General features: G+C 46.2%; 18 protein-coding genes. 9 read left to right on the top strand and 9 right to left on the bottom strand.

Annotation, left to right across the window (positions count from 1 at the left end):
* Positions 1-182: 182 nt before the first annotated feature.
* The 3 genes from dnaG to rpsU form a co-directional block, all read right to left on the bottom strand.
* A complete protein-coding gene (gene dnaG / locus HCJ96_RS10235; RefSeq protein WP_169210957.1) occupies positions 183-1,961 on the bottom strand; it encodes a DNA primase in 1,779 nt (592 codons plus the stop codon).
* A 76-nt stretch (positions 1,962-2,037) separates the two neighbouring features.
* The gene (locus tag HCJ96_RS10240) at positions 2,038-2,484 is read right to left on the bottom strand and encodes a GatB/YqeY domain-containing protein (protein WP_169210958.1); all 447 of its coding nucleotides are present in this window, start codon (positions 2,482-2,484) and stop codon (positions 2,038-2,040) included.
* A gap of 112 nt (positions 2,485-2,596) precedes the next feature.
* Entirely contained in the window at positions 2,597-2,812 is a 216-nt protein-coding gene (rpsU, locus tag HCJ96_RS10245; protein ID WP_012517258.1) for a 30S ribosomal protein S21, read from the bottom strand.
* Between the two features lie 235 nt (positions 2,813-3,047).
* Here rpsU and tsaD point away from each other — a divergent pair, with 235 nt between their 5' ends.
* The gene (gene tsaD, locus HCJ96_RS10250) at positions 3,048-4,061 is read left to right on the top strand and encodes a tRNA (adenosine(37)-N6)-threonylcarbamoyltransferase complex transferase subunit TsaD (RefSeq protein ID WP_169210959.1); all 1,014 of its coding nucleotides are present in this window, start codon (positions 3,048-3,050) and stop codon (positions 4,059-4,061) included.
* 13 nt (positions 4,062-4,074) lie between these two features.
* On the opposite strand, the gene plsY is transcribed toward tsaD, so the two are convergent.
* Positions 4,075-4,677 (bottom strand): glycerol-3-phosphate 1-O-acyltransferase PlsY, encoded by a 603-nt coding sequence (plsY, locus tag HCJ96_RS10255; protein ID WP_169210960.1) that lies wholly within the window; start codon positions 4,675-4,677, stop codon positions 4,075-4,077.
* 127 nt (positions 4,678-4,804) lie between these two features.
* Here plsY and folB point away from each other — a divergent pair, with 127 nt between their 5' ends.
* Genes folB through HCJ96_RS10275 form a run of 4 tightly spaced genes read left to right on the top strand, consistent with a single transcriptional unit; the run spans position 4,805 to position 6,870 of the window.
* Positions 4,805-5,161, top strand: coding sequence for a dihydroneopterin aldolase (folB, locus tag HCJ96_RS10260; RefSeq protein ID WP_169210961.1), 357 nt, complete (start codon positions 4,805-4,807; stop codon positions 5,159-5,161).
* Positions 5,158-5,655: a 2-amino-4-hydroxy-6-hydroxymethyldihydropteridine diphosphokinase gene (gene folK, locus HCJ96_RS10265; RefSeq protein WP_169210962.1), complete on the top strand. Its 498-nt coding sequence runs from the start codon at positions 5,158-5,160 to the stop codon at positions 5,653-5,655. Before folB ends, folK begins: the two co-directional genes overlap by 4 nt.
* A 3-nt stretch (positions 5,656-5,658) precedes the next feature.
* On the top strand, positions 5,659-6,459 hold the full coding sequence (locus HCJ96_RS10270) for an undecaprenyl-diphosphate phosphatase (protein WP_169210963.1): 801 nt from the start codon (positions 5,659-5,661) through the stop codon (positions 6,457-6,459).
* A 42-nt stretch (positions 6,460-6,501) separates the two neighbouring features.
* Complete coding sequence (locus tag HCJ96_RS10275; RefSeq protein WP_169210964.1) at positions 6,502-6,870, top strand: histidine triad nucleotide-binding protein; 369 nt, start codon at positions 6,502-6,504, stop codon at positions 6,868-6,870.
* A gap of 43 nt (positions 6,871-6,913) precedes the next feature.
* On the opposite strand, the gene HCJ96_RS10280 is transcribed toward HCJ96_RS10275, so the two are convergent.
* On the bottom strand, positions 6,914-8,620 hold the full coding sequence (locus tag HCJ96_RS10280; protein WP_169210965.1) for a dipeptidyl-peptidase 3 family protein: 1,707 nt from the start codon (positions 8,618-8,620) through the stop codon (positions 6,914-6,916).
* 386 nt (positions 8,621-9,006) lie between these two features.
* Here HCJ96_RS10280 and HCJ96_RS10285 point away from each other — a divergent pair, with 386 nt between their 5' ends.
* Positions 9,007-9,843, top strand: a complete 837-nt coding sequence (locus HCJ96_RS10285) for an HDOD domain-containing protein (protein ID WP_169210966.1) — start codon at positions 9,007-9,009, stop codon at positions 9,841-9,843.
* 65 nt (positions 9,844-9,908) lie between these two features.
* Here the strand turns inward: HCJ96_RS10285 and rdgC are convergent, their stop codons facing one another.
* Positions 9,909-10,814 (bottom strand): recombination-associated protein RdgC, encoded by a 906-nt coding sequence (rdgC, locus tag HCJ96_RS10290; protein WP_169210967.1) that lies wholly within the window; start codon positions 10,812-10,814, stop codon positions 9,909-9,911.
* Positions 10,815-10,898: 84 nt separating this feature from the next.
* Complete coding sequence (locus HCJ96_RS10295; protein ID WP_169210968.1) at positions 10,899-12,632, bottom strand: sensor histidine kinase; 1,734 nt, start codon at positions 12,630-12,632, stop codon at positions 10,899-10,901.
* Between the two features lie 323 nt (positions 12,633-12,955).
* Here HCJ96_RS10295 and phoB point away from each other — a divergent pair, with 323 nt between their 5' ends.
* On the top strand, positions 12,956-13,645 hold the full coding sequence (phoB, locus tag HCJ96_RS10300; protein ID WP_169210969.1) for a phosphate regulon transcriptional regulator PhoB: 690 nt from the start codon (positions 12,956-12,958) through the stop codon (positions 13,643-13,645).
* 75 nt (positions 13,646-13,720) lie between these two features.
* On the top strand, positions 13,721-15,019 hold the full coding sequence (gene phoR, locus HCJ96_RS10305; RefSeq protein ID WP_169210970.1) for a phosphate regulon sensor histidine kinase PhoR: 1,299 nt from the start codon (positions 13,721-13,723) through the stop codon (positions 15,017-15,019).
* A gap of 17 nt (positions 15,020-15,036) precedes the next feature.
* Here phoR and HCJ96_RS10310 read toward each other — a convergent pair whose 3' ends face one another.
* Together HCJ96_RS10310 and HCJ96_RS10315 are read right to left on the bottom strand one after the other, a co-directional pair.
* Positions 15,037-15,705, bottom strand: a complete 669-nt coding sequence (locus HCJ96_RS10310; RefSeq protein ID WP_169210971.1) for a substrate-binding periplasmic protein — start codon at positions 15,703-15,705, stop codon at positions 15,037-15,039.
* Positions 15,706-16,031: 326 nt separating this feature from the next.
* Positions 16,032-16,511, bottom strand: a complete 480-nt coding sequence (locus HCJ96_RS10315) for a hypothetical protein (protein WP_169210972.1) — start codon at positions 16,509-16,511, stop codon at positions 16,032-16,034.
* A 42-nt stretch (positions 16,512-16,553) separates the two neighbouring features.
* Here HCJ96_RS10315 and HCJ96_RS10320 point away from each other — a divergent pair, with 42 nt between their 5' ends.
* The gene (locus HCJ96_RS10320) at positions 16,554-17,663 is read left to right on the top strand and encodes a PQQ-dependent sugar dehydrogenase (protein WP_169210973.1); all 1,110 of its coding nucleotides are present in this window, start codon (positions 16,554-16,556) and stop codon (positions 17,661-17,663) included.
* Positions 17,664-17,961 lie beyond the last annotated feature (298 nt).

Raw genomic sequence — 17,961 nt, forward strand, 5'->3', positions numbered from 1 at the left:
CATACTTGCTATGATTTATTACTACTCTCACCCGGCTATTGTATTATTCTTGCCAGTATGAAAAATGTGCCGCTATTGCTTTTTTATACCTGAGCTTTGTCGTACTCGTAGCGAATTAGCCAGTATAGCAGTAAAGGTACTGTTTTGACCAGTTAAGCGGTTCACATTTTGCTCAAATTTAATTAGTTCTTTCGCTCTTTCATCAGTAATGTCAGTTCAGCTTTTTCTTCTGCACTTAATTTCTGAATACGTGCTCTGGATAACAAAGTTTCAATGCGACTGTCAAAATGCCAGTCTAATAACTTGGCGAAACTGCCTCGATACACTTTCTTTGCATCCGCGTCGCTAACCAGTTGCTCTTTCACTAACAACTTGTGGATTACTGAAGCATGGGGGTGATCACGGAAATATTCAATGATCTGTGCTGTAGTTTTAATGTGCTGCTGCTGGCAATAGGTGAAGACTTCAATGAGCAGATCGATCCCCGATAAGCCACTACCTCGCAGTACAGCAGGGTTTACGTCATTGCACTCGCGGGAAAACTGAGGATTTTCTAATAATAGTCTAAGTAGCATGCGCGCAGGTGATTGCTCGGTTTTGGCGACATTCTTAAAGCGGCTTCCTTGAGAGGGGGCTGCACTTTTACTCTGCGCCAGGCGGATATCCTGCTGCAACCGAAAGCGGTCATACTCACCCGTATGCTTGGCTAACTCCTCTTCCAGTAAAGCACGCTGATTATCACCTAACACCTTTTCAATCAGAGGCTTAACCGCGGTCTTTAAAGCCAGCTTACCTTCCGGCGTTCCTACCTGATGCTGTTTTAACATGCTTTCGAAGAAGAAATGCGAGAGCGGCTTAGCTTGTTGAATTAGCGTTTCCAACGCTTCTTTACCCACACTCCGAACCATTGTGTCGGGGTCTTCGCCGTCGGGCAGAAACAAAAACTTCATGCTGACGCCATCTTTTAACACCGGTAGCGCATTTTCCAGTGCGCGCCATGCAGCGTCGCGTCCAGCGCGGTCACCGTCGTAACAGCATACGATGGTTGAAGTACTGCGCATTAATAATGAAAGGTGTTCAGGTGTAGTGGCGGTGCCCAGTGCCGCGGTGGCATTGTTAATCTCAAACTGGCTTAATGCCACCACATCCATGTAGCCTTCTACCACCATTACATAATCGAGTTGGCGAAGTTTGTTTTTAGCCTGATAGAAACCGAATAGTTCATGGCCCTTGTGAAAGATGCGGGTTTCCGGCGAATTTAAATATTTCGGACCGCCATCGGTGAGCACCCGACCGCCAAATCCTACGACTCTTCCTCGCCGATCGCGAATAGGAAACATAATGCGATCGCGAAAGAAATCGTAACGCTTGCCATTGTCGTTTTGGGTAATCAGTTTTAGCTCCAGCAACTGCTGGACGCGCTCGCTGGATGTACCAAATTTACTCAGCACGGCATCCCATTCAGCGGGGGCATAACCAATTTCCCACTGCTTGACAATCTCACCTGACAAACCGCGTTGCTTCAGGTACTCAATTGCATTGGTGCTGTTTTTGTGGTGCTTGAGTTGATGCTGAAAAAAGCGGGTGACTTGTTCCATCAGCGCAAAATCGTCCTGTTTTTGCTGTTTTGCCTGCTCACTGACAAACGGGCCAGAAGATTTTTCCCTCGGTACCTCTACGCCATTAATTTTCGCGAGCTCTTCAATGGCTTCAACAAACTCCATGCGATCGAACTCCATCAAAAAAGAGATCGCATTGCCGTGCGCGCCACAGCCAAAGCAATGATAAAATTGTTTTTCCTGGCTGACGGTGAATGAAGGCGTTTTTTCGTTGTGAAACGGACAGCAGGCCTGATAGTTTTTGCCCGCTTTTTTCAATTGAACACGGCTATCGACGATGTCTACCACGTCAGTGCGTGATAACAGATCATCAATAAAATCGCGCGGGATTTTTCCTGCCATTTAACTCAACAACTAAGCGAACAAACAATTATTTTTACTGTATCAGGATATGTGGTGGTCAGCGATGCTTTTGTGCTTAACCCGCTAACTTGGCTTTTATCGCTTTGCTTACGGCACCCATATCGGCGCGGCCTTGCATTTTAGGCTTCAGCATAGCCATCACTTTGCCCATGTCTTGCATAGATTGCGCCTGGGATTGCGCAATGGCATCATCAATTAAGGTATCGATTTCTGCTGCACTCAAGGGTTGGGGGAGGAAGGTTTCCAGTTCGGCAATTTCAGCCCGTTCGTTGCTGGAAAGATCGTCACGACCTGCCGCATCAAACTGACTGGCAGCGTCCTGACGCTGCTTAACCATTTTAGTTAAGATGGCCAGTACCGCAGTGTCATCCAGGGTAATCTGTTCGTCAATTTCACGTTGTTTAATTGCAGCCAAAGCCATTCTAATGGTGCCCAGACGAACTTTGTTTTTCGCTCGCATGGCATCTTTCTGTGCTTCTTTTAACGTTTCTGTTAACGACATAGTCTGCTCCACAATGACAATAAGGGTTAAATCTTACTTTTGCCCAGGCTTGCTTTTTACAGCACCCAGAAACAACAAAGGTGTCTCAAGGACACCTTTTGCCACGTCAATCTTAGTAGAGTTTTACGCGACGTGCGTTTTCACGAGCAAGCTTCTTCAGATGACGCTTTTTCGCTGCAGCTTTCTTACGCTTGCGTTCCCAGGTCGGCTTTTCAAAAAATTCACGACGACGAACTTCTGAAAGGACACCTGCTTTTTCACAAGAACGCTTAAAGCGACGAAGAGCGACATCAAACGGCTCGTTTTCTCTTACTTTAACGATAGGCATTAAATTCTCACCTCAAAATTTTACTGTCTTTCCGGGATAAGATTGCCTGCAAAAACGGCCCCGGGTTAAAAATGGTGCGAAATTCTAATCATATCCGCAGCGAATGTAAAGTCAGAATTGATAAAAATTAACCAGTTCAGGTCAAATTCGTTGCTTTCAATTCCAGTTTGATCCGCCAGCAGGTAAAAAGTAAACTTGCGCTCATTAATGAAAGGTAGGTTTGTGGGTTGCAATAATGCGGGTTTTAGGAATTGAGACGTCATGTGATGAAACGGGCGTGGCAGTATATGACGATGCCTCAGGGCTACTATCACATGAGCTTTACAGCCAGGTAAAGCTGCACGCCGATTATGGGGGGGTGGTGCCTGAACTGGCTTCCAGAGATCACGTACGCAAGTTGATTCCACTAATTGAAAAAGCGCTGGCTGACGCCAACACCACGCCACAGCAACTTGATGGTGTCGCATTTACTCAGGGTCCAGGATTAGTCGGGGCACTGTTAGTCGGATCGTCAGTAGGGCGTTCATTGGCCTACGCGTGGGATTTGCCCGCAGTAGGGGTGCATCATATGGAAGGGCACTTACTTGCGCCCATGCTGGAAGAGAATGCCCCGCAGTTTCCTTTTGTTGCATTGCTGGTATCTGGCGGTCACTCGATGCTGGTGGAAGTTAAAGGTATAGGGCAATACACCGTATTAGGCGAATCGATTGATGACGCGGCGGGCGAAGCCTTTGATAAAACGGCTAAGTTGTTAGGGCTGGATTACCCAGGCGGGCCCTTACTTGCAAAATTGGCTGAGCAGGGAGAAGCAGGCCATTACCAGTTTCCACGCCCGATGACAGACCGCCCCGGGCTTGACTTTAGTTTCAGCGGCTTAAAAACCTTTGCTGCAAACACCATTCGAGATTGTGACAATGCACCGCAAACCCACGCCAACATTGCTTATGCGTTTCAGGAGGCGGTGGTAGATACACTGCTGATTAAATGCCGCCGGGCGTTGAAACAAACGCGTTTGAAACGTCTCGTTATCGCCGGTGGGGTCAGTGCGAACACTATGCTTAGAAGCAAGCTGGCAGAATTGATGCAGTCATTGAACGGTGAGGTGTTTTATCCGGATTTGGCGTTCTGTACTGACAATGGGGCCATGATTGCATACGCCGGGTTACAGCGACTGAAAGCAGGCCATACCTGCGAACTCACCGCGCAAGCCAAACCCCGCTGGCCGTTGGATTCGCTAGAACCCGTTTAATAGCGTAAGGGCGCTACTGTTTTAGTTTGCCCTTATTCCATACCTTACTTTCTTCGCCTTTGAGTAACCTCATAATGTTGGCGCGATGGCGAAGGATAATCAACAGTGAAAGCATAGCCACCGGAATGGTATACATGGGTTTGATAAACCAGGTAAACAGCGGAGCCAGGCCGACTGCAATTATGGCGCCCAGCGAAGAGTAACCGCAAAAGAAGATGACAATCCCCCAGGTCACAATCAATAACCCCGCCAAATCCAGGCCGATGGGCAACATTGCGCCAAAGGCGGTAGCGACTGCTTTGCCGCCTTTAAAACCAAAGTACAGTGGAAAGATGTGACCTAAACACGCTGCGATTGCGATAAAACCCAGCCACAACGGTTCGATCCCCATAAAATAGCTTCCATAGACCGGAATGGTTCCTTTTAAAATATCGACTACCAATACTAAGAGGGCGGGAAATCGGCCACCCAGCCGATAGACATTGGTTGCACCCGGGTTTTGGGAGCCAGCGGTTCTGGGATCGGGCAGCTTGAACAGGCGACAAACGATGATTGCACTGGAAAGTGAACCGCACAAATATGCCACACAAACCATAAGAATTATTTCTGCAACCATATATTACTGTCACGCTTCACGTTAAACTTCTGTCCACACTACTAAAAACTGGCAACATACGCCATAGCTGGCTTCATGCTAATGCAAAAAAGCCTACTGGTCTGATGTGGCGAAAAGGTTCTAATCAATGGAAACAATATGTATTCAGGGTTTGCAGGTAAGTACGCTGATTGGCGTGTATGACTGGGAACGAACACAAAATACCGATTTATTATTCGACGTTGAACTGGACGCTGATCTAACTGCAGCGATGACCTCAGATGATGTGAATGACACAATTGATTACGCTAAACTGGCCACGTTTATTCAACAAACCGCCGCGAAAGCCCGGTTTGAATTATTAGAAGCGTTGGGTAATCAGGTAATGGACGCCATTTTAGCAAATTATCCCGCACACACCATCCGATTGGCGATAACCAAACCCAATATACTCCCTGATGCCAATAACGTTACCGTGCGGATGAGCAGGTCAATAACGCAATGACACATACTATTTTAATCAGCATTGGAACCAATATCGATCGCGCCCATCATGTAAGGGCAGCGAAAACCGCCTTGGATGCTTTATTCAGTGAAGTAGCAGTTTCGCGGGTATATGAAAGCGAAGCGGTGGGTTTTGAGGGTAAAGCTTTCTACAATCTGGTGGCATCAGCTAAAACCGAGCTGGACTTGGACACGGTGTGCAACCTGTTAAAAGAAATTGAAGCGGACAATGGCCGCCAACGTAACGAAAAAAAGTATTCTTCACGCACATTGGATCTGGATTTGCTTACGTTTGATGACGTGTGCACGCAAAGCCCAACTGTTTTGCCCAGAGAAGAGATCCTTTTCAATGCATTTGTTTTATTACCATTGGCTGAATTGGTACCGCATTGGCAACATCCGCTGGAAAAACGCACCTATCAAGCGCTCTGGCAGGATTTCGATCAGTCCAGCCAGCAGTTGAAACCGATTAACTTTAACTGGAGTCCGCAGTAAAGGATGACACTTTTTGAAATTATAATTCTTGCGATTATTCAGGGGATTACTGAGTTTTTACCGATCAGTAGCTCAGCTCATCTTATTTTACCATCAGCACTTTTCGGGTGGGAAAATCAGGGCCTGGCGTTTGATGTGGCCGTTCACGTGGGAAGTTTGCTGGCCGTGGTCATTTATTTTCGCGAAGACATTCGCGAAATGACACATGCCTGGTTTACCAGAGGATTCACTTCACACCAGTCCCCGCAAAGTCGATTGGCCTGGTGGGTTATATTAGCGACAATCCCCGCGGTGATTGTCGGTTATCTGTTTAAAGACTGGATTGAAGATTATGCGAGAAGTGCGCTGATCATTGCTTGCACCACCATTTTCTTTGGGCTGCTATTGTGGGTGGCCGATATTTCGGCTAGCAGACACAAGCATCTGAATTCGCTGAACTGGTGGCAGGCGCTTATTATCGGTCTGGCGCAAATTCTGGCATTGATCCCAGGTACTTCCCGTTCAGGTATCACCATGACGGCTGGCTTGTTTTTGGGGCTGGACAGAGAAAGTGCGGCTCGTTTTTCTTTCTTACTGTCAATTCCGGTAATTTTGGGGGCGGGCACCCTTGCCACCTTCGATTTGCTGGCGTTAAACGAGGCAGTTGACTGGCAGGCGTTGTTTTATGGCGCGGCCTTTTCATTTGTTAGTGCTTATCTGTGTATTTATCTGTTTCTAAATTGGATTGCCAGAATCGGCATGCTACCTTTCGTGATCTATCGTTTATTGCTGGGGGCTATTCTCTTAGTATTTGTGTTTTACTGATTCTATACTCATTACAGATTATTAGGCTGAAAAGGAAAGGTTATGTCTGAGACCATTTTTACCAAAATTATAAACCGGGAAATTCCGGCTGACATCCTCTACGAAGATGACCTGTGTCTAGCGTTCAAAGATGTCAATCCCCAGGCACCCATTCACTTTCTTGTGATCCCCAAAAAAGCTATTGCTACGATTAATGACATTACTGAAGAAGATCGTGAAGTTGTCGGTCACTTGTCGTTGGTCGCAGCTAAAATCGCCGATGATTTGGGCGTTGCTGAAGAGGGATACCGTACAGTAATGAATTGTAACGAGTTTGGCGGGCAGTCAGTTTATCATATTCACTTGCACGTGCTTGGGGGCAAGCTAATGGGCTGGCCTCCCTATACCGACAAGCCGAAGAGTTTAGAATAGTAGAAATCAAAAGGGCAGCCAATGCTGCCCTAACTCATCCTGATTATTCAAGACCCAAGACATCTTTGCCCTGTTTGAAATGAATATCGACCGGAATATTGGCTTTTTCCAGTTTCGCTAAATCTTTAGCCAATTGAGGTTTTATCACCCCTTTTTCTTCTACCAGCTTTGTCACTCCCGCGTAGTCGCCGTCACCCTGCAGGGTTAAGATGGTTTCAGACAAAGCCTTGATTGCTGCATCCATTTTTTCCATATTGACGCTATACATACCGTTTTCGTCTTTCTCAAATGCGCCCATCTCGGCAAACACATTGAAGCGGATCATATTGGCTTTGCCGTGCGCGCTGGAGGCGCCAAAGCGCACCGAGCGGAAGATACCCGCCATAAAAGTAACATAATAGTCTTCGAGGGTGCCTTCGCTGATCTCACCTTTCTCAAGCAGACTCTGCACCATATACAAGCCTAAAATGTCCGCTTTACCTTCTTCTAACGCTGAGGCATGTTCCTTCAATGCGGCTCTCACTGTGCCATTGCCGCTTAACGTATTTTTAATGCCCAGGCCATGAGCAACTTCATGAAACATGGTGTTTGCAAAAAAGGCATCAAAGGTAATGTGATCCCGTTGCTCCTCCGCAATCAATACCTCAGCAATAGGTTGCAGAATATGGTCGAATTTAGCCTGCATCGCATTTTTCAATTGCAGACGACGAGTGCCTTTTTCCAACTGAACCTGTTCATCATTAGGTAAGTTTATTGCAATGGTTTTGCTGCCCGCATTTGAGTGGCCGGCGTAGTAAATTACATCGTAAGCATTGAGATCTGCGTCAGACCCCGGGACTTCCGCTTTGTATTCGGCAGCCACAGGCAACCCTTTTTGTAATTCAGGCAGGAACTGCGCGTATTTTGCTAACTTCTCGCTCCACTGCATATCTTTGAGTAGTACGTAAGATTCGAATGCGGCGCGATAACCAAATAATTGATCTTCATATGTTTCAATGGGGCCGATGACTACTTCAACCGGATTGGTCTTCATATCCATCCACGCCATATCAGATTTCTGATACTCATCGGAAAGCAACGCTTCGGCGCGCATCATCAGGTAATTGCCAAATTCGCGGTTATCCGCAAGTTCGGAAGCATGGCGCAACAGTTCCGCCGCCTTCGATAATTGTGCTTTATAGGCAACCGAATAGGGCACGGCTTTGAGGTTACCCTGCTCATCTTTGCGAATAACGGAGTAGAGGCCGTTAGCGTCATCTATGGGGGCGTTTTCTAATTCCTCTTTTTGCATGTCGTGTGGATAAAACTCAGCACCGGCTGGTTTGTCTTCGTAGCCCGACAAGAAGGGGGCGTCGCCATTGAGTCTGTCCCAAGGACCATAATTGATAGCGGCAAAGTGACGGACTTCTTCGTCTTTAATGGAGGATAAAAACTCATTCTTATCCTGATAAAAGGCTTGTTTCCAGAACAGGTCATCCATAATCATTGACGCATCAATCAATAATGCGACCATTCTTTTTTGGTTGCTGCTTAATCCTGAAAGATCGGCTTCAAGTGTTACTGGGTGATAAATTTTCAGTCTGTCTCTATCAACTAATAGTTCAGTCGCAGTTTCCTGTGCTGACTGTTCCGGCGCTGCCTGCGAAGATTGTTCCGTTTGCGTGGCCGGTCTATCGCTACAGCCAGCCAAAATTGAAGACGTAATCAAGGCAACTAACGTCAGTTGTTTGAAGGGTAATGTCATTTTCATTTTTCTATCGCCACTGTTGTTCAGATATGAGTACAACAATCTGATCTATTATTATCTGAGCGCTAGCATAGCGAAGGAGCCGCTGAACTTCTATCACTTCCTCGTGCCTCTGGTATACTAAGTGATCGATTTACGGCTTGCGTAAGTTAAAACTCAGCAACTTACTTGCGAATTCTGGCGTTTTATAACTACTATTTGCAGTACTCAAAGATCGTTAATGCGAATTACGTGTAGCGTGGGTATATTTCGCATTCAGTTGTATTTTGTCGGCCAGCCATACCAGGCCATCCAAATGAAATAACCATGCGGTGCAGGCCAACCAGGTGTGGTCTGCTACTGCTTCGCACGTTGCGGCATTGTAAAATAACACGGTAGGAAGTTGGTTTATGTCTACACAAAATGCGCTTTTGACAATCCTCATAGAAAAAATTAATAACGACACGCTGGTGTTACCGACACTACCGGCAATTGCGCTAAAAGTCAGGAAAGCAGCGGACAACCCAGATATAAATCTCAATCAGATGGCGGACGTGGTCGGTCAAGATCCGTCTTTGAGTGCGCGCATGATCAAAATTGCCAACAGCGCGTTTATGGGGCGTTCAGTCAAGGTCAATTCAGTCAGTCAGGCGGTAACTCGAGTCGGCTTGGTCTACATTAAAAATATTGCGACTGCGTTGGCCATGGAGCAGCTATTCGTGTCGAAAAACGATGTGGTAGCAGATTATATGAAAAGAGAGTGGGACAATACGGTGGCGGTGGTAGCCAATGCCATGGCGACGTTACAAATCTACGTGAAACGCACCAAAAAACGTGACTTGAGCCTGGATACTGTCACTCTGGCTGCATTGGTTCACAACATTGGGGTGTTACCCATATTAACTGAAGCCGAACGACATGAAGAGGTGTTCGCCAACCCAACCTTCTTAGAGGTCGCGATTGAAAAACTTTCGGGTCGAATTGGTGGCAGCATTACCCGTGAATGGGGGTTTGGACAACCTTTCGTCGACATCGCTGAATATTGGCGCGATTTGTCGGTGCAGCCCGAAAACGTGGCTTATATCGATTTCGTCAGAATAGGTGCGGTGCTGGCTGGAAAAATAGAAAATCAGAAAGATGCAATTTTAAACCTGGCGATTCAACGGGGAGTCATTGAAGATATTCACGAATTAAGTTCTGACGAATTTGTTGCAATGCGTGATGTGGCTAAGCAAATCTTTGATTAATTTACCAATAACATCATTCGTCAACAACGCCGCTGATTATCGCGGCGTTGTTGTTTGAGCTAACGCTATTCAGCCTGCAGATTGAGCTTGTCTCGCATGTAAGAGACAAATTGTGCAAGTTCAGCAGACATCAACGCAAACTCCGCATCCAGCCGTGCAGCGGCCTGATCTTTGGGAATATCATCGGTTTCTTCTTTAATACGATCAGTAAATTTAAGACGCTTGAACGAGCCGTCTTCAGCGATCACTGCGGTCAGCGTATCCTGATATTCAAAGCCGACCTTTTGCACCAATTTACCGGCATCCAGATGCATTTTAATTTCATCACTGTCAAGCGGCTGGTTTTTGCAGCGAATGATGCTTTCCAGATCATCGGTTGACTTAAATTCAGCTTCTTCAAGTAACGCAACACCCTCAGGTGTTCCCTCAGTTAACCAGTGGGTTAATTCTGATTGCAGACTGCTTCTGGCCAGTGGTACCACAGGTAGCGAGCCTAACGCTTTTCTAATCAGCGCAAGGTAACCTTCCGCTTTTCCATCGGCCGAGGCATCGATGATCACCAGACTTTCTGGCAGCGAAATAAAACCATGAATGTAGCTGTTCTTGGTAAACGCTTGTGGGAGTAACTTATGGATAATTTCCTGCTTGATGTCCTGCTGGGCTTTTTTACCTACAGGAGAACCGGTTTCTTGTTCAATCTGCGCCACTTTTTGCGCTAACTCTTCGTTTACAACGGAAGAGGGCAATAATTTCTCCTGCTTCTTTACAGTGATCCAGTAACGCTCCGCCACATTGTGAAACATCATTGAGCCTTGTCCGGTTTGGGCGAACGGTGAAGCAAAACCCATGGTGGCGGTTTCCTGATTACCGCAAGGGCGAAAGGCATTTTCTGTCAGGGCCCGTTGCACGTCATCATCGCTGAGTGACATTGGCTGGGTAATTTGATACGCCTTGATATTTTTAAACCACATAACTTTTGTTACCTAAATCTGCGAGGGCGGCAAGCGTACCAACCTCTGACGATTCAGGCAATGTTGAGTGATTGATATCTGTGATTAGTGGTGCAGATTTGCCGGAAAACGAATAAGGTAACGCAATCCTTTACCGGGCTCACTTTCGGCTTCAATCTGGCCCTTGAGCGTCTGAGTTACCAGATTATACATAATATGGGTGCCAAGACCGCTGCCTCCTTTACCTTGTTTAGTGGTAAAAAAAGCGTCAAAGAGTTTGTCGAGGCTGGCTGCATTCATACCTCGACCGTTATCCGCATAATCAATAAGCACATCTTCGTCTTCCTGCGTGACCTTCAGTACGATATGCCCACTGTCTTTATCTTCAAAGCCGTGCACAATTGAATTAACCAGCATGTTCGTAGTGATTTGCGCAATTACTCCTGGCGCGCATCGGATTTGCAAGTCCTCAGGACAACTGATATCAACCTTAAAGTCACCTTTTTTAAAGGTGGGTTGCAGTGATTGCAAAATTTCATGCAGGTAATTATTGAGGTTAAACACACGTTCTGCTTCACTGGTTTGGTCGACCGCCACTTGCTTGAAACTGGCGACCAGTTCGGATGCGCGGTTTAAATTGGTCAGTAGCAGCCGCGTCGTTTGTTCGGCCTCATCCACAAACGATGCCATCGTTTTGTTCGTCAGGCTTTTATCTTCAAACGCAGACTTAACTAAATGAAGTCGCTCAGTGAGAAAACTGGCAGCAGTGACACTGACTCCCAGCGGCGTATTTACATCATGCGCAATACCGGCAACCAGCCCACCCAACGAGGCCATTCGTTCAGACTCTACCAACTGATCTTTGGCCATTTTTAATGAATTATTCGATTGGGCAAGTTCCTCGTTTCGCTTACGTAGCTCGTCTTCGATATAACGGCGGTTTTCGTTCTCCTGCCTCAATTCCCGTTGGTTGGCGATGAGCTCATCTTTTTGTTGCTCTAAATCAAGCATGATTTGAGAAAGCGATGCCGTTTTTTTCGCCACTTCCTGTTCCAAAATCAGATTCTGGTCATCCAGTTTTTTGTTGGCTTGCGTCAGTTCTTTCTGGGCATTGTGCAATTTGCTCTGAGACGCAATCAGGTCATCAATTACCTGATTATAAGACTGTTGTAATTGCAGTAACTCATTATCATCATCAATAGTGACATCAATCTTTGAATCCTGAGGATGTTCAGGATTGAACGCGCTCATCTGATCGGTAATTTCAGATAATGGCTCAGACAGCATACGTCTGAATGCGGTCATGAATAAGAACACCAGAAAAGCAGTTTTAACGATGGCATTACCAATCAGGAAAAATACGCCCACCTCAATGCGACCGAAAATGATGTCAAAACTGGAATAAAGGGTTACGTCCCCCACGTTGGACGCGCGTCCGGAAAACTCAAAAATAAGCGGAAAGCTATAGCCGAATACGCCCCCACTATGGTCCTTCATGATACCCGTTTCAACAGGCTGGCGAGGTTGTTCAATGGTCAGGCCCAGGTCAGCAATGTAATCACCATTTTCATCGCGGATCTGTACGCCTTCGACAATGGGAAGTTCCATCAATCCTTCAGCGATGGAAATTGCCTGTGGAGTGTTCAATTCCCAAATAGCGCGGGTGAGAGAGGTGGAGAAGGTATTTTTAAGCGTGCGAAGTTCGCCTTCAATGTGACTCTTGGTGCTTAAATACTCGGTAAAAATCTGGCCTATTGTAACGATTAGCGTCAGTACAAAATAAACCGAAAGAACGCGAGTTAATAACTTTCTCGACAAACCTGTCTTCACGGTCGTCATCTATACTTAACCTTCTATCACCATGATTTCACATTATAATGCCAAGAATATGCGTAATTCGACGAAGACACAAGCTGATGAAAGAATATGCCGCATTTTTTACCGCTATTATGTGTTTAAAATGAATTATTTCGGCGCCTGGTTATGTCAATTTTTAATGGAATAGTGAGTAAAACCAAATTGTTAGCGGGCGAATGCCCAAACTCGCATGATCGACGGCCTTACGCTGGTGGTAACTTGACACATTTGTGTCATCATTTTAATAAAACTGTCACAGTCCAGATTAATAATAGCGGTGATTCAACAATGAATAGGAAAACCTAATGTCTCGTACGGTTTTGTTAGTGGAAGATGAAGCGCCGATCCGGGAAATGCTGAAGTTTGTGTTAGAACAATCAGGATTTAATACGGTTGAAGCGGAAGACATAGACGCAGCACAGCGCCAGATTTGTGAACCTTACCCAGACCTGATTCTGTTAGACTGGATGCTGCCTGGCGGCAGCGGAGTGCAACTTGCCAAAAGCTTAAAACAGCACGAATACACCCGCGATATTCCGGTGATCATGTTAACGGCCAAGGGTGAAGAGGAAGATAAGATCCGCGGTCTGGATGCAGGGGCTGATGACTACGTTACCAAACCTTTCTCTCCCAAAGAGCTGGTAGCGCGCATTAAAGCCGTTATGCGCAGAGTCACACCCACCACCAACGAAGAGCCAATTGAGTTCAATGGTCTGAAATTGGAACCCATTTCTCATCGGGTTACTGCGAATGATGAACCGGTAGAAATGGGGCCGACCGAATTTAAATTGCTGCACTTTTTCATGACTCAACCGGAACGTGTGTATAGTAGAGAGCAGCTACTGGACAACGTTTGGGGCACCAATGTCTATGTAGAAGATCGCACGGTTGATGTGCATATTCGCAGATTGCGCAAGGCGATTTCCACTTACAGTCACGATCGAATGATTCAAACTGTTCGTGGCGCGGGATACCGCTTTTCTACAAAAATGTAAATTGATGCTTTGCTAGCGTGCGTGGACGCGCTAGCATAAAGCTTCTGAACTCTGGCAACAGTGCTGTAATTTTCTATGTATTATCCGTTTTCCTGGCTCCGCATTGCCTTTGGACTGGTTGCTTATCTGATGTTGTTCGCCCTGATCGGAGCGGTACTGGATAAGATGGCACTGGTCATGTGCCTGGGCATATTGGCGTTGTTGCTCAATAACTACTGGCAGCTTTATCGGTTAAACCGCTGGTTATGGCATAGCCGCAAAATGAGCCCACCCACAGTGAAGGGGGTATGGGAACTGATCTATGAAGGGATCTACTTTTTGCAGCGCAGAAACAGAAATAAGCGCAAAGAGTTGGGTTCCCTGGTCACGCGCTTTCGCGATGGAGCCGAGGCACTGCCCGATGCGGCGGTGGTGATCGATGATAAAGGTACCATTAGCTGGTGTAACCGACTCGCACGCATTGAACTTGGCTTTAAATGGCCAGCTGATGCGGGACAGCGGCTCAATAACCTGATTCGTCACCCTAAATTTATCAGTTATTTTCAAGCCCGCGACTTCACCTTCCCGATTGAAGTTCCTTCTCCGGTCAATCCCAGTAAAACGCTTGAATACCGCATCATGCCCTACGGTGAAGATCACTTATTATTGATTGCCCGCGACGTCACCCGGCTTTCTCAATTAGAAGCTATGCGTAAGGATTTTGTGGCCAATGTGTCACACGAATTACGCACGCCATTAACCGTTATAAACGGCTACCTTGAGTTGATGGAAGGGTTGGATAATACCAATCCGATGCTGAGCAAGGCCATTAACGAAATGGACGCCCAGTCTAAGCGAATGAAAAGCTTAATTGAAGATTTATTGGTGTTGTCACGCATTGAAGCCAGTGCCGAACGTATTCATGATCGGGTAGTGAATGTGCCGAAAATGCTGGGGCAGATAGAATCTGAAGTACAGACCCTAAATAAGGAAAAGGGGCACACCATTACATTTCATATTGAGCCAGATTTACAGGTCTACGGCATCGAAACTGAATTAAGAAGCGCCTGTTCTAATCTTATTTTTAATGCAATTAACTATACACCAAATAATGGCACTATTGATGTGTACTGGAAACGCGCGCAAAACGGCGTGAAGTTTGCTGTCGTAGATAACGGTTATGGCATAGAGCAGACACATTTGTCGCGCCTGACCGAGCGATTTTACCGGGTTGATAAAGCGCGTTCACGCAGCACTGGTGGCTCTGGTCTGGGATTATCCATTGTGAAGCACGTGTTAAGCCACCATAACAGTAAACTTGAAGTGAAGAGCAAGGTGGGGCAGGGCAGTGAGTTTTCGTTCAGGTTGGCCGCTGAGATGGTGAGCGAAAATTAATTCGCGCATGAGGTACGCTAAATCGTTTCAGAAGAGTACAGTAGCGCTTCAATGGTGCCGTTTTTTTGCAGCTTTTTAACCGCACGCTCTATCTGCGGGAGATACTTGAACGCGTTGCCTTTTTTTGAAATGCCGATATTAACCGGCTTTGGCGGGGCGAGGGTTAACGGATGTGATTTGAGCTGATCATCAAACCTAGGAAGTTGGCTATAATGTTTGCCCCGAAAATCTGACACAATCACCACATCAATACGTTTTAGCCGCACCATTTCAAACGCCGCCTCTACGCTGCCTACTCTGGTCACATCAATCGAGCTTTCTACCTGCTCAAATTCTTCAGGATACTCAAATCCTCTGACCGTAGAAACCGACAACCCTTTTAGGTCGTCTAAGGTCTCAATGTTACGTTTGAGACTTTTAAGCGAGAAAAATCGTTTTACAGATTCAGAGCTGTAGGGCAGTAAAACCATGTACTCCTGTCGCTCGGGCGTATCGATAAGTCCCGCCATAAGATCCGACTGGCCGTATTTAAGCATTCGTAAACACCTGGTGAAGGGGGTATCAGGTGTGAAGCCCAGCGTTAAACCCGCTTCTTGGATAACGGCTTTAACAATTTCCACACTATAGCCGGTTGGCTCCTTTCCCTCTTCAATAATCTGTCGTGGGGGGAAGTGATCAATGCACATTTCGACCCGGTTATCAGGTGCTGACCGCAGAGAAAAAGAAATTAAAGCGCCAACATACAGCACTAACTTAAACGAATTTATAGGTAAACTCCTTTTAGACAATATGCAGCTGATAGTGCTTCAGAGTAGTGACTAAAGACAAAAGCACAGCTGAAGCCATAACTGTTACACGATTAAAATACCAATGAAAAAAATTTGAGCAATGTAGTTAATCTTTTTTTATACGCAGTTGGTGGTGGTTATGCCAGTTTTATAATTCCGCTTCCAAGAAGCGCTCGTCGCAACCAGATAATTGCGCTATTTAGTTAACACTGCGTAATATGTGATTAGTCTTCGTTGCTATAATAAATTTTAGCAAAAACTAACCCGCCAATTGCCCCTGACAGGCACTGCAGCGCAACACCAATTGGCTCTCGGGCACCTGCTATTAAAGTGACATGCATAATAGGTTGCATTGACAACAACACGGTGAGCATTGCTGTGGCCCCACCAATAAATGCGAGTAATCTGGGAAGCGTGATAAATCTAACGAAAACCACCACCACTAACATGGCTATTAACAGTGCTAATGCGATAACTGGCGCATAGGTAGGTAATAACCCCCAAATATCCTGAATCGAGGTGCTTACCCAGCTGCCAACGCCTATATTTACCTCTATATTGACTAAGCCAATCAGTACTATTTGCGTATGCATAAGTGAAGCGAGTACAAATGCAATAATCGATGCAATGAACCAGGCTTTAAAAAATAGAAGTGATTTAGCCATATCAAGATTAATCAAACCAAGTGATAATGGTTTTATCATTTCACGGTGTGAATGCGATCACAAGTTTTTAAGAAGGGACCAATGAAGCAAAGGTGGACAATAGCTAAACTGGCGCAAATTTTTGTGTTTGTAACAGGTATCGGTTTTATCGGCAGCGTGCAGGCCGAAGCGGACATGCAGATTACGACGCTTGCAGATAAGCTGCATCGGCCATGGACTATGGTTCAAATGCCTGATGGTGCATGGGTTGTTACGCTCAAAGGCGGGCAGCTGGTTAAGATTGACGACCAGGGCAATAAGCAGAAGATTGACCTTAACTTACCTGGTTTATATGTTGAGAGTCAGGGCGGGTTGTTGGACTTTACATTAGCTCACGATTTCAAGATGTCCGGGACCGTACTGCTTTCTTACAGCCAAGGCAACGCTGACGCTAATCGGTTGGTTGTGGCAAAAGCAACCTTTGAAAACGATTCGCTGTCAGATGTGAACATTATTCTTAAAGTGACCCCTGATAAAGATACGCCAGTGCATTATGGTGGCCGCTTACTGGCCCTGCCAGATGGTACCTGGTTGGTTACTTCCGGGGATGGCTTCGATTACAGAGAACAAGCTCAGGTGAAAGGCAGTTTGCTGGGCAAAATTTTACACTTTCGAGAAGACGGGTCGCCTCCGCAAAATCCGCCTTTTACTTCATCCCCTTATGTTTACACATTGGGGCATCGCAATCCGCAGGCGCTGCTGTTTGACCAGCAAAACAACCGCATCATCCAACACGAACACGGACCCGAAGGTGGCGATGAAATTAATATCATCACCCGAGGCGAGAATTATGGATGGCCCGTAATCACGCTGGGCATGGACTATTCCGGTGCTCACATTTCACCGTTTGAAGAGTATCCGGGGATGCAGCAACCGCTGGTTAATTGGACACCGTCCATCGCCCCTTCAGGTATGGCCCTTTATCGGGGCAGTAACTTCCCTCATTTAGACGGAAAATTGCTGGTAACCGCACTTAAAGAACAGGCGTTGTACGCGGTCGACATTAACGCAAAACCGCCTGTCTCAGAAAAGATCCTCCCTCAGCTTGAGCAGCGATTACGGGACGTAAAAATCAGTCATGATGGCAATATTGTTATTTTAACGGATGGGGCGAACGCAAAATTGCTAAAAATTCACGTTAATGACGCTTAAAATGACTACTATTAATCCACAATGAAGTGAGAGCATCGAAGGCAACCACGTCATTCATGATCGAGCTAACCCTATGCGGGAAGACGTCAGCGCTGTTTCCACCGTTCAAGACGCACAGCGAATACTATTATCATGTTTCGTGCGCTCATTTTTTGAGCGATACATGCGCTGAATAGCGGTTATAACGGCCAATAAACGGATTGAAATTTAACTTTGGCGGATAACCCGTTATAATTCCGCCGTTTTATTGAGTTCCTGTAGCAAGACCGACAAATACACAGGATTAACCATGAGGAAG

The organism is Alteromonas ponticola (assembly GCF_012911815.1).
Lineage (GTDB): Bacteria > Pseudomonadota > Gammaproteobacteria > Enterobacterales > Alteromonadaceae > Alteromonas > Alteromonas ponticola.

Coding starts and splice junctions, on each gene's coding strand:
- dnaG (WP_169210957.1), bottom strand. CDS start 1,961: ATGGCAGGAAAAATCCCGCGCGATTTTATTGATGATCTGTTATCACGC.
- HCJ96_RS10240 (WP_169210958.1), bottom strand. CDS start 2,484: ATGTCGTTAACAGAAACGTTAAAAGAAGCACAGAAAGATGCCATGCGA.
- rpsU (WP_012517258.1), bottom strand. CDS start 2,812: ATGCCTATCGTTAAAGTAAGAGAAAACGAGCCGTTTGATGTCGCTCTT.
- tsaD (WP_169210959.1), top strand. CDS start 3,048: ATGCGGGTTTTAGGAATTGAGACGTCATGTGATGAAACGGGCGTGGCA.
- plsY (WP_169210960.1), bottom strand. CDS start 4,677: ATGGTTGCAGAAATAATTCTTATGGTTTGTGTGGCATATTTGTGCGGT.
- folB (WP_169210961.1), top strand. CDS start 4,805: ATGGAAACAATATGTATTCAGGGTTTGCAGGTAAGTACGCTGATTGGC.
- folK (WP_169210962.1), top strand. CDS start 5,158: ATGACACATACTATTTTAATCAGCATTGGAACCAATATCGATCGCGCC.
- HCJ96_RS10270 (WP_169210963.1), top strand. CDS start 5,659: ATGACACTTTTTGAAATTATAATTCTTGCGATTATTCAGGGGATTACT.
- HCJ96_RS10275 (WP_169210964.1), top strand. CDS start 6,502: ATGTCTGAGACCATTTTTACCAAAATTATAAACCGGGAAATTCCGGCT.
- HCJ96_RS10280 (WP_169210965.1), bottom strand. CDS start 8,620: ATGAAAATGACATTACCCTTCAAACAACTGACGTTAGTTGCCTTGATT.
- HCJ96_RS10285 (WP_169210966.1), top strand. CDS start 9,007: ATGTCTACACAAAATGCGCTTTTGACAATCCTCATAGAAAAAATTAAT.
- rdgC (WP_169210967.1), bottom strand. CDS start 10,814: ATGTGGTTTAAAAATATCAAGGCGTATCAAATTACCCAGCCAATGTCA.
- HCJ96_RS10295 (WP_169210968.1), bottom strand. CDS start 12,632: ATGACGACCGTGAAGACAGGTTTGTCGAGAAAGTTATTAACTCGCGTT.
- phoB (WP_169210969.1), top strand. CDS start 12,956: ATGTCTCGTACGGTTTTGTTAGTGGAAGATGAAGCGCCGATCCGGGAA.
- phoR (WP_169210970.1), top strand. CDS start 13,721: ATGTATTATCCGTTTTCCTGGCTCCGCATTGCCTTTGGACTGGTTGCT.
- HCJ96_RS10310 (WP_169210971.1), bottom strand. CDS start 15,705: ATGTGCATTGATCACTTCCCCCCACGACAGATTATTGAAGAGGGAAAG.
- HCJ96_RS10315 (WP_169210972.1), bottom strand. CDS start 16,511: ATGATAAAACCATTATCACTTGGTTTGATTAATCTTGATATGGCTAAA.
- HCJ96_RS10320 (WP_169210973.1), top strand. CDS start 16,554: ATGAAGCAAAGGTGGACAATAGCTAAACTGGCGCAAATTTTTGTGTTT.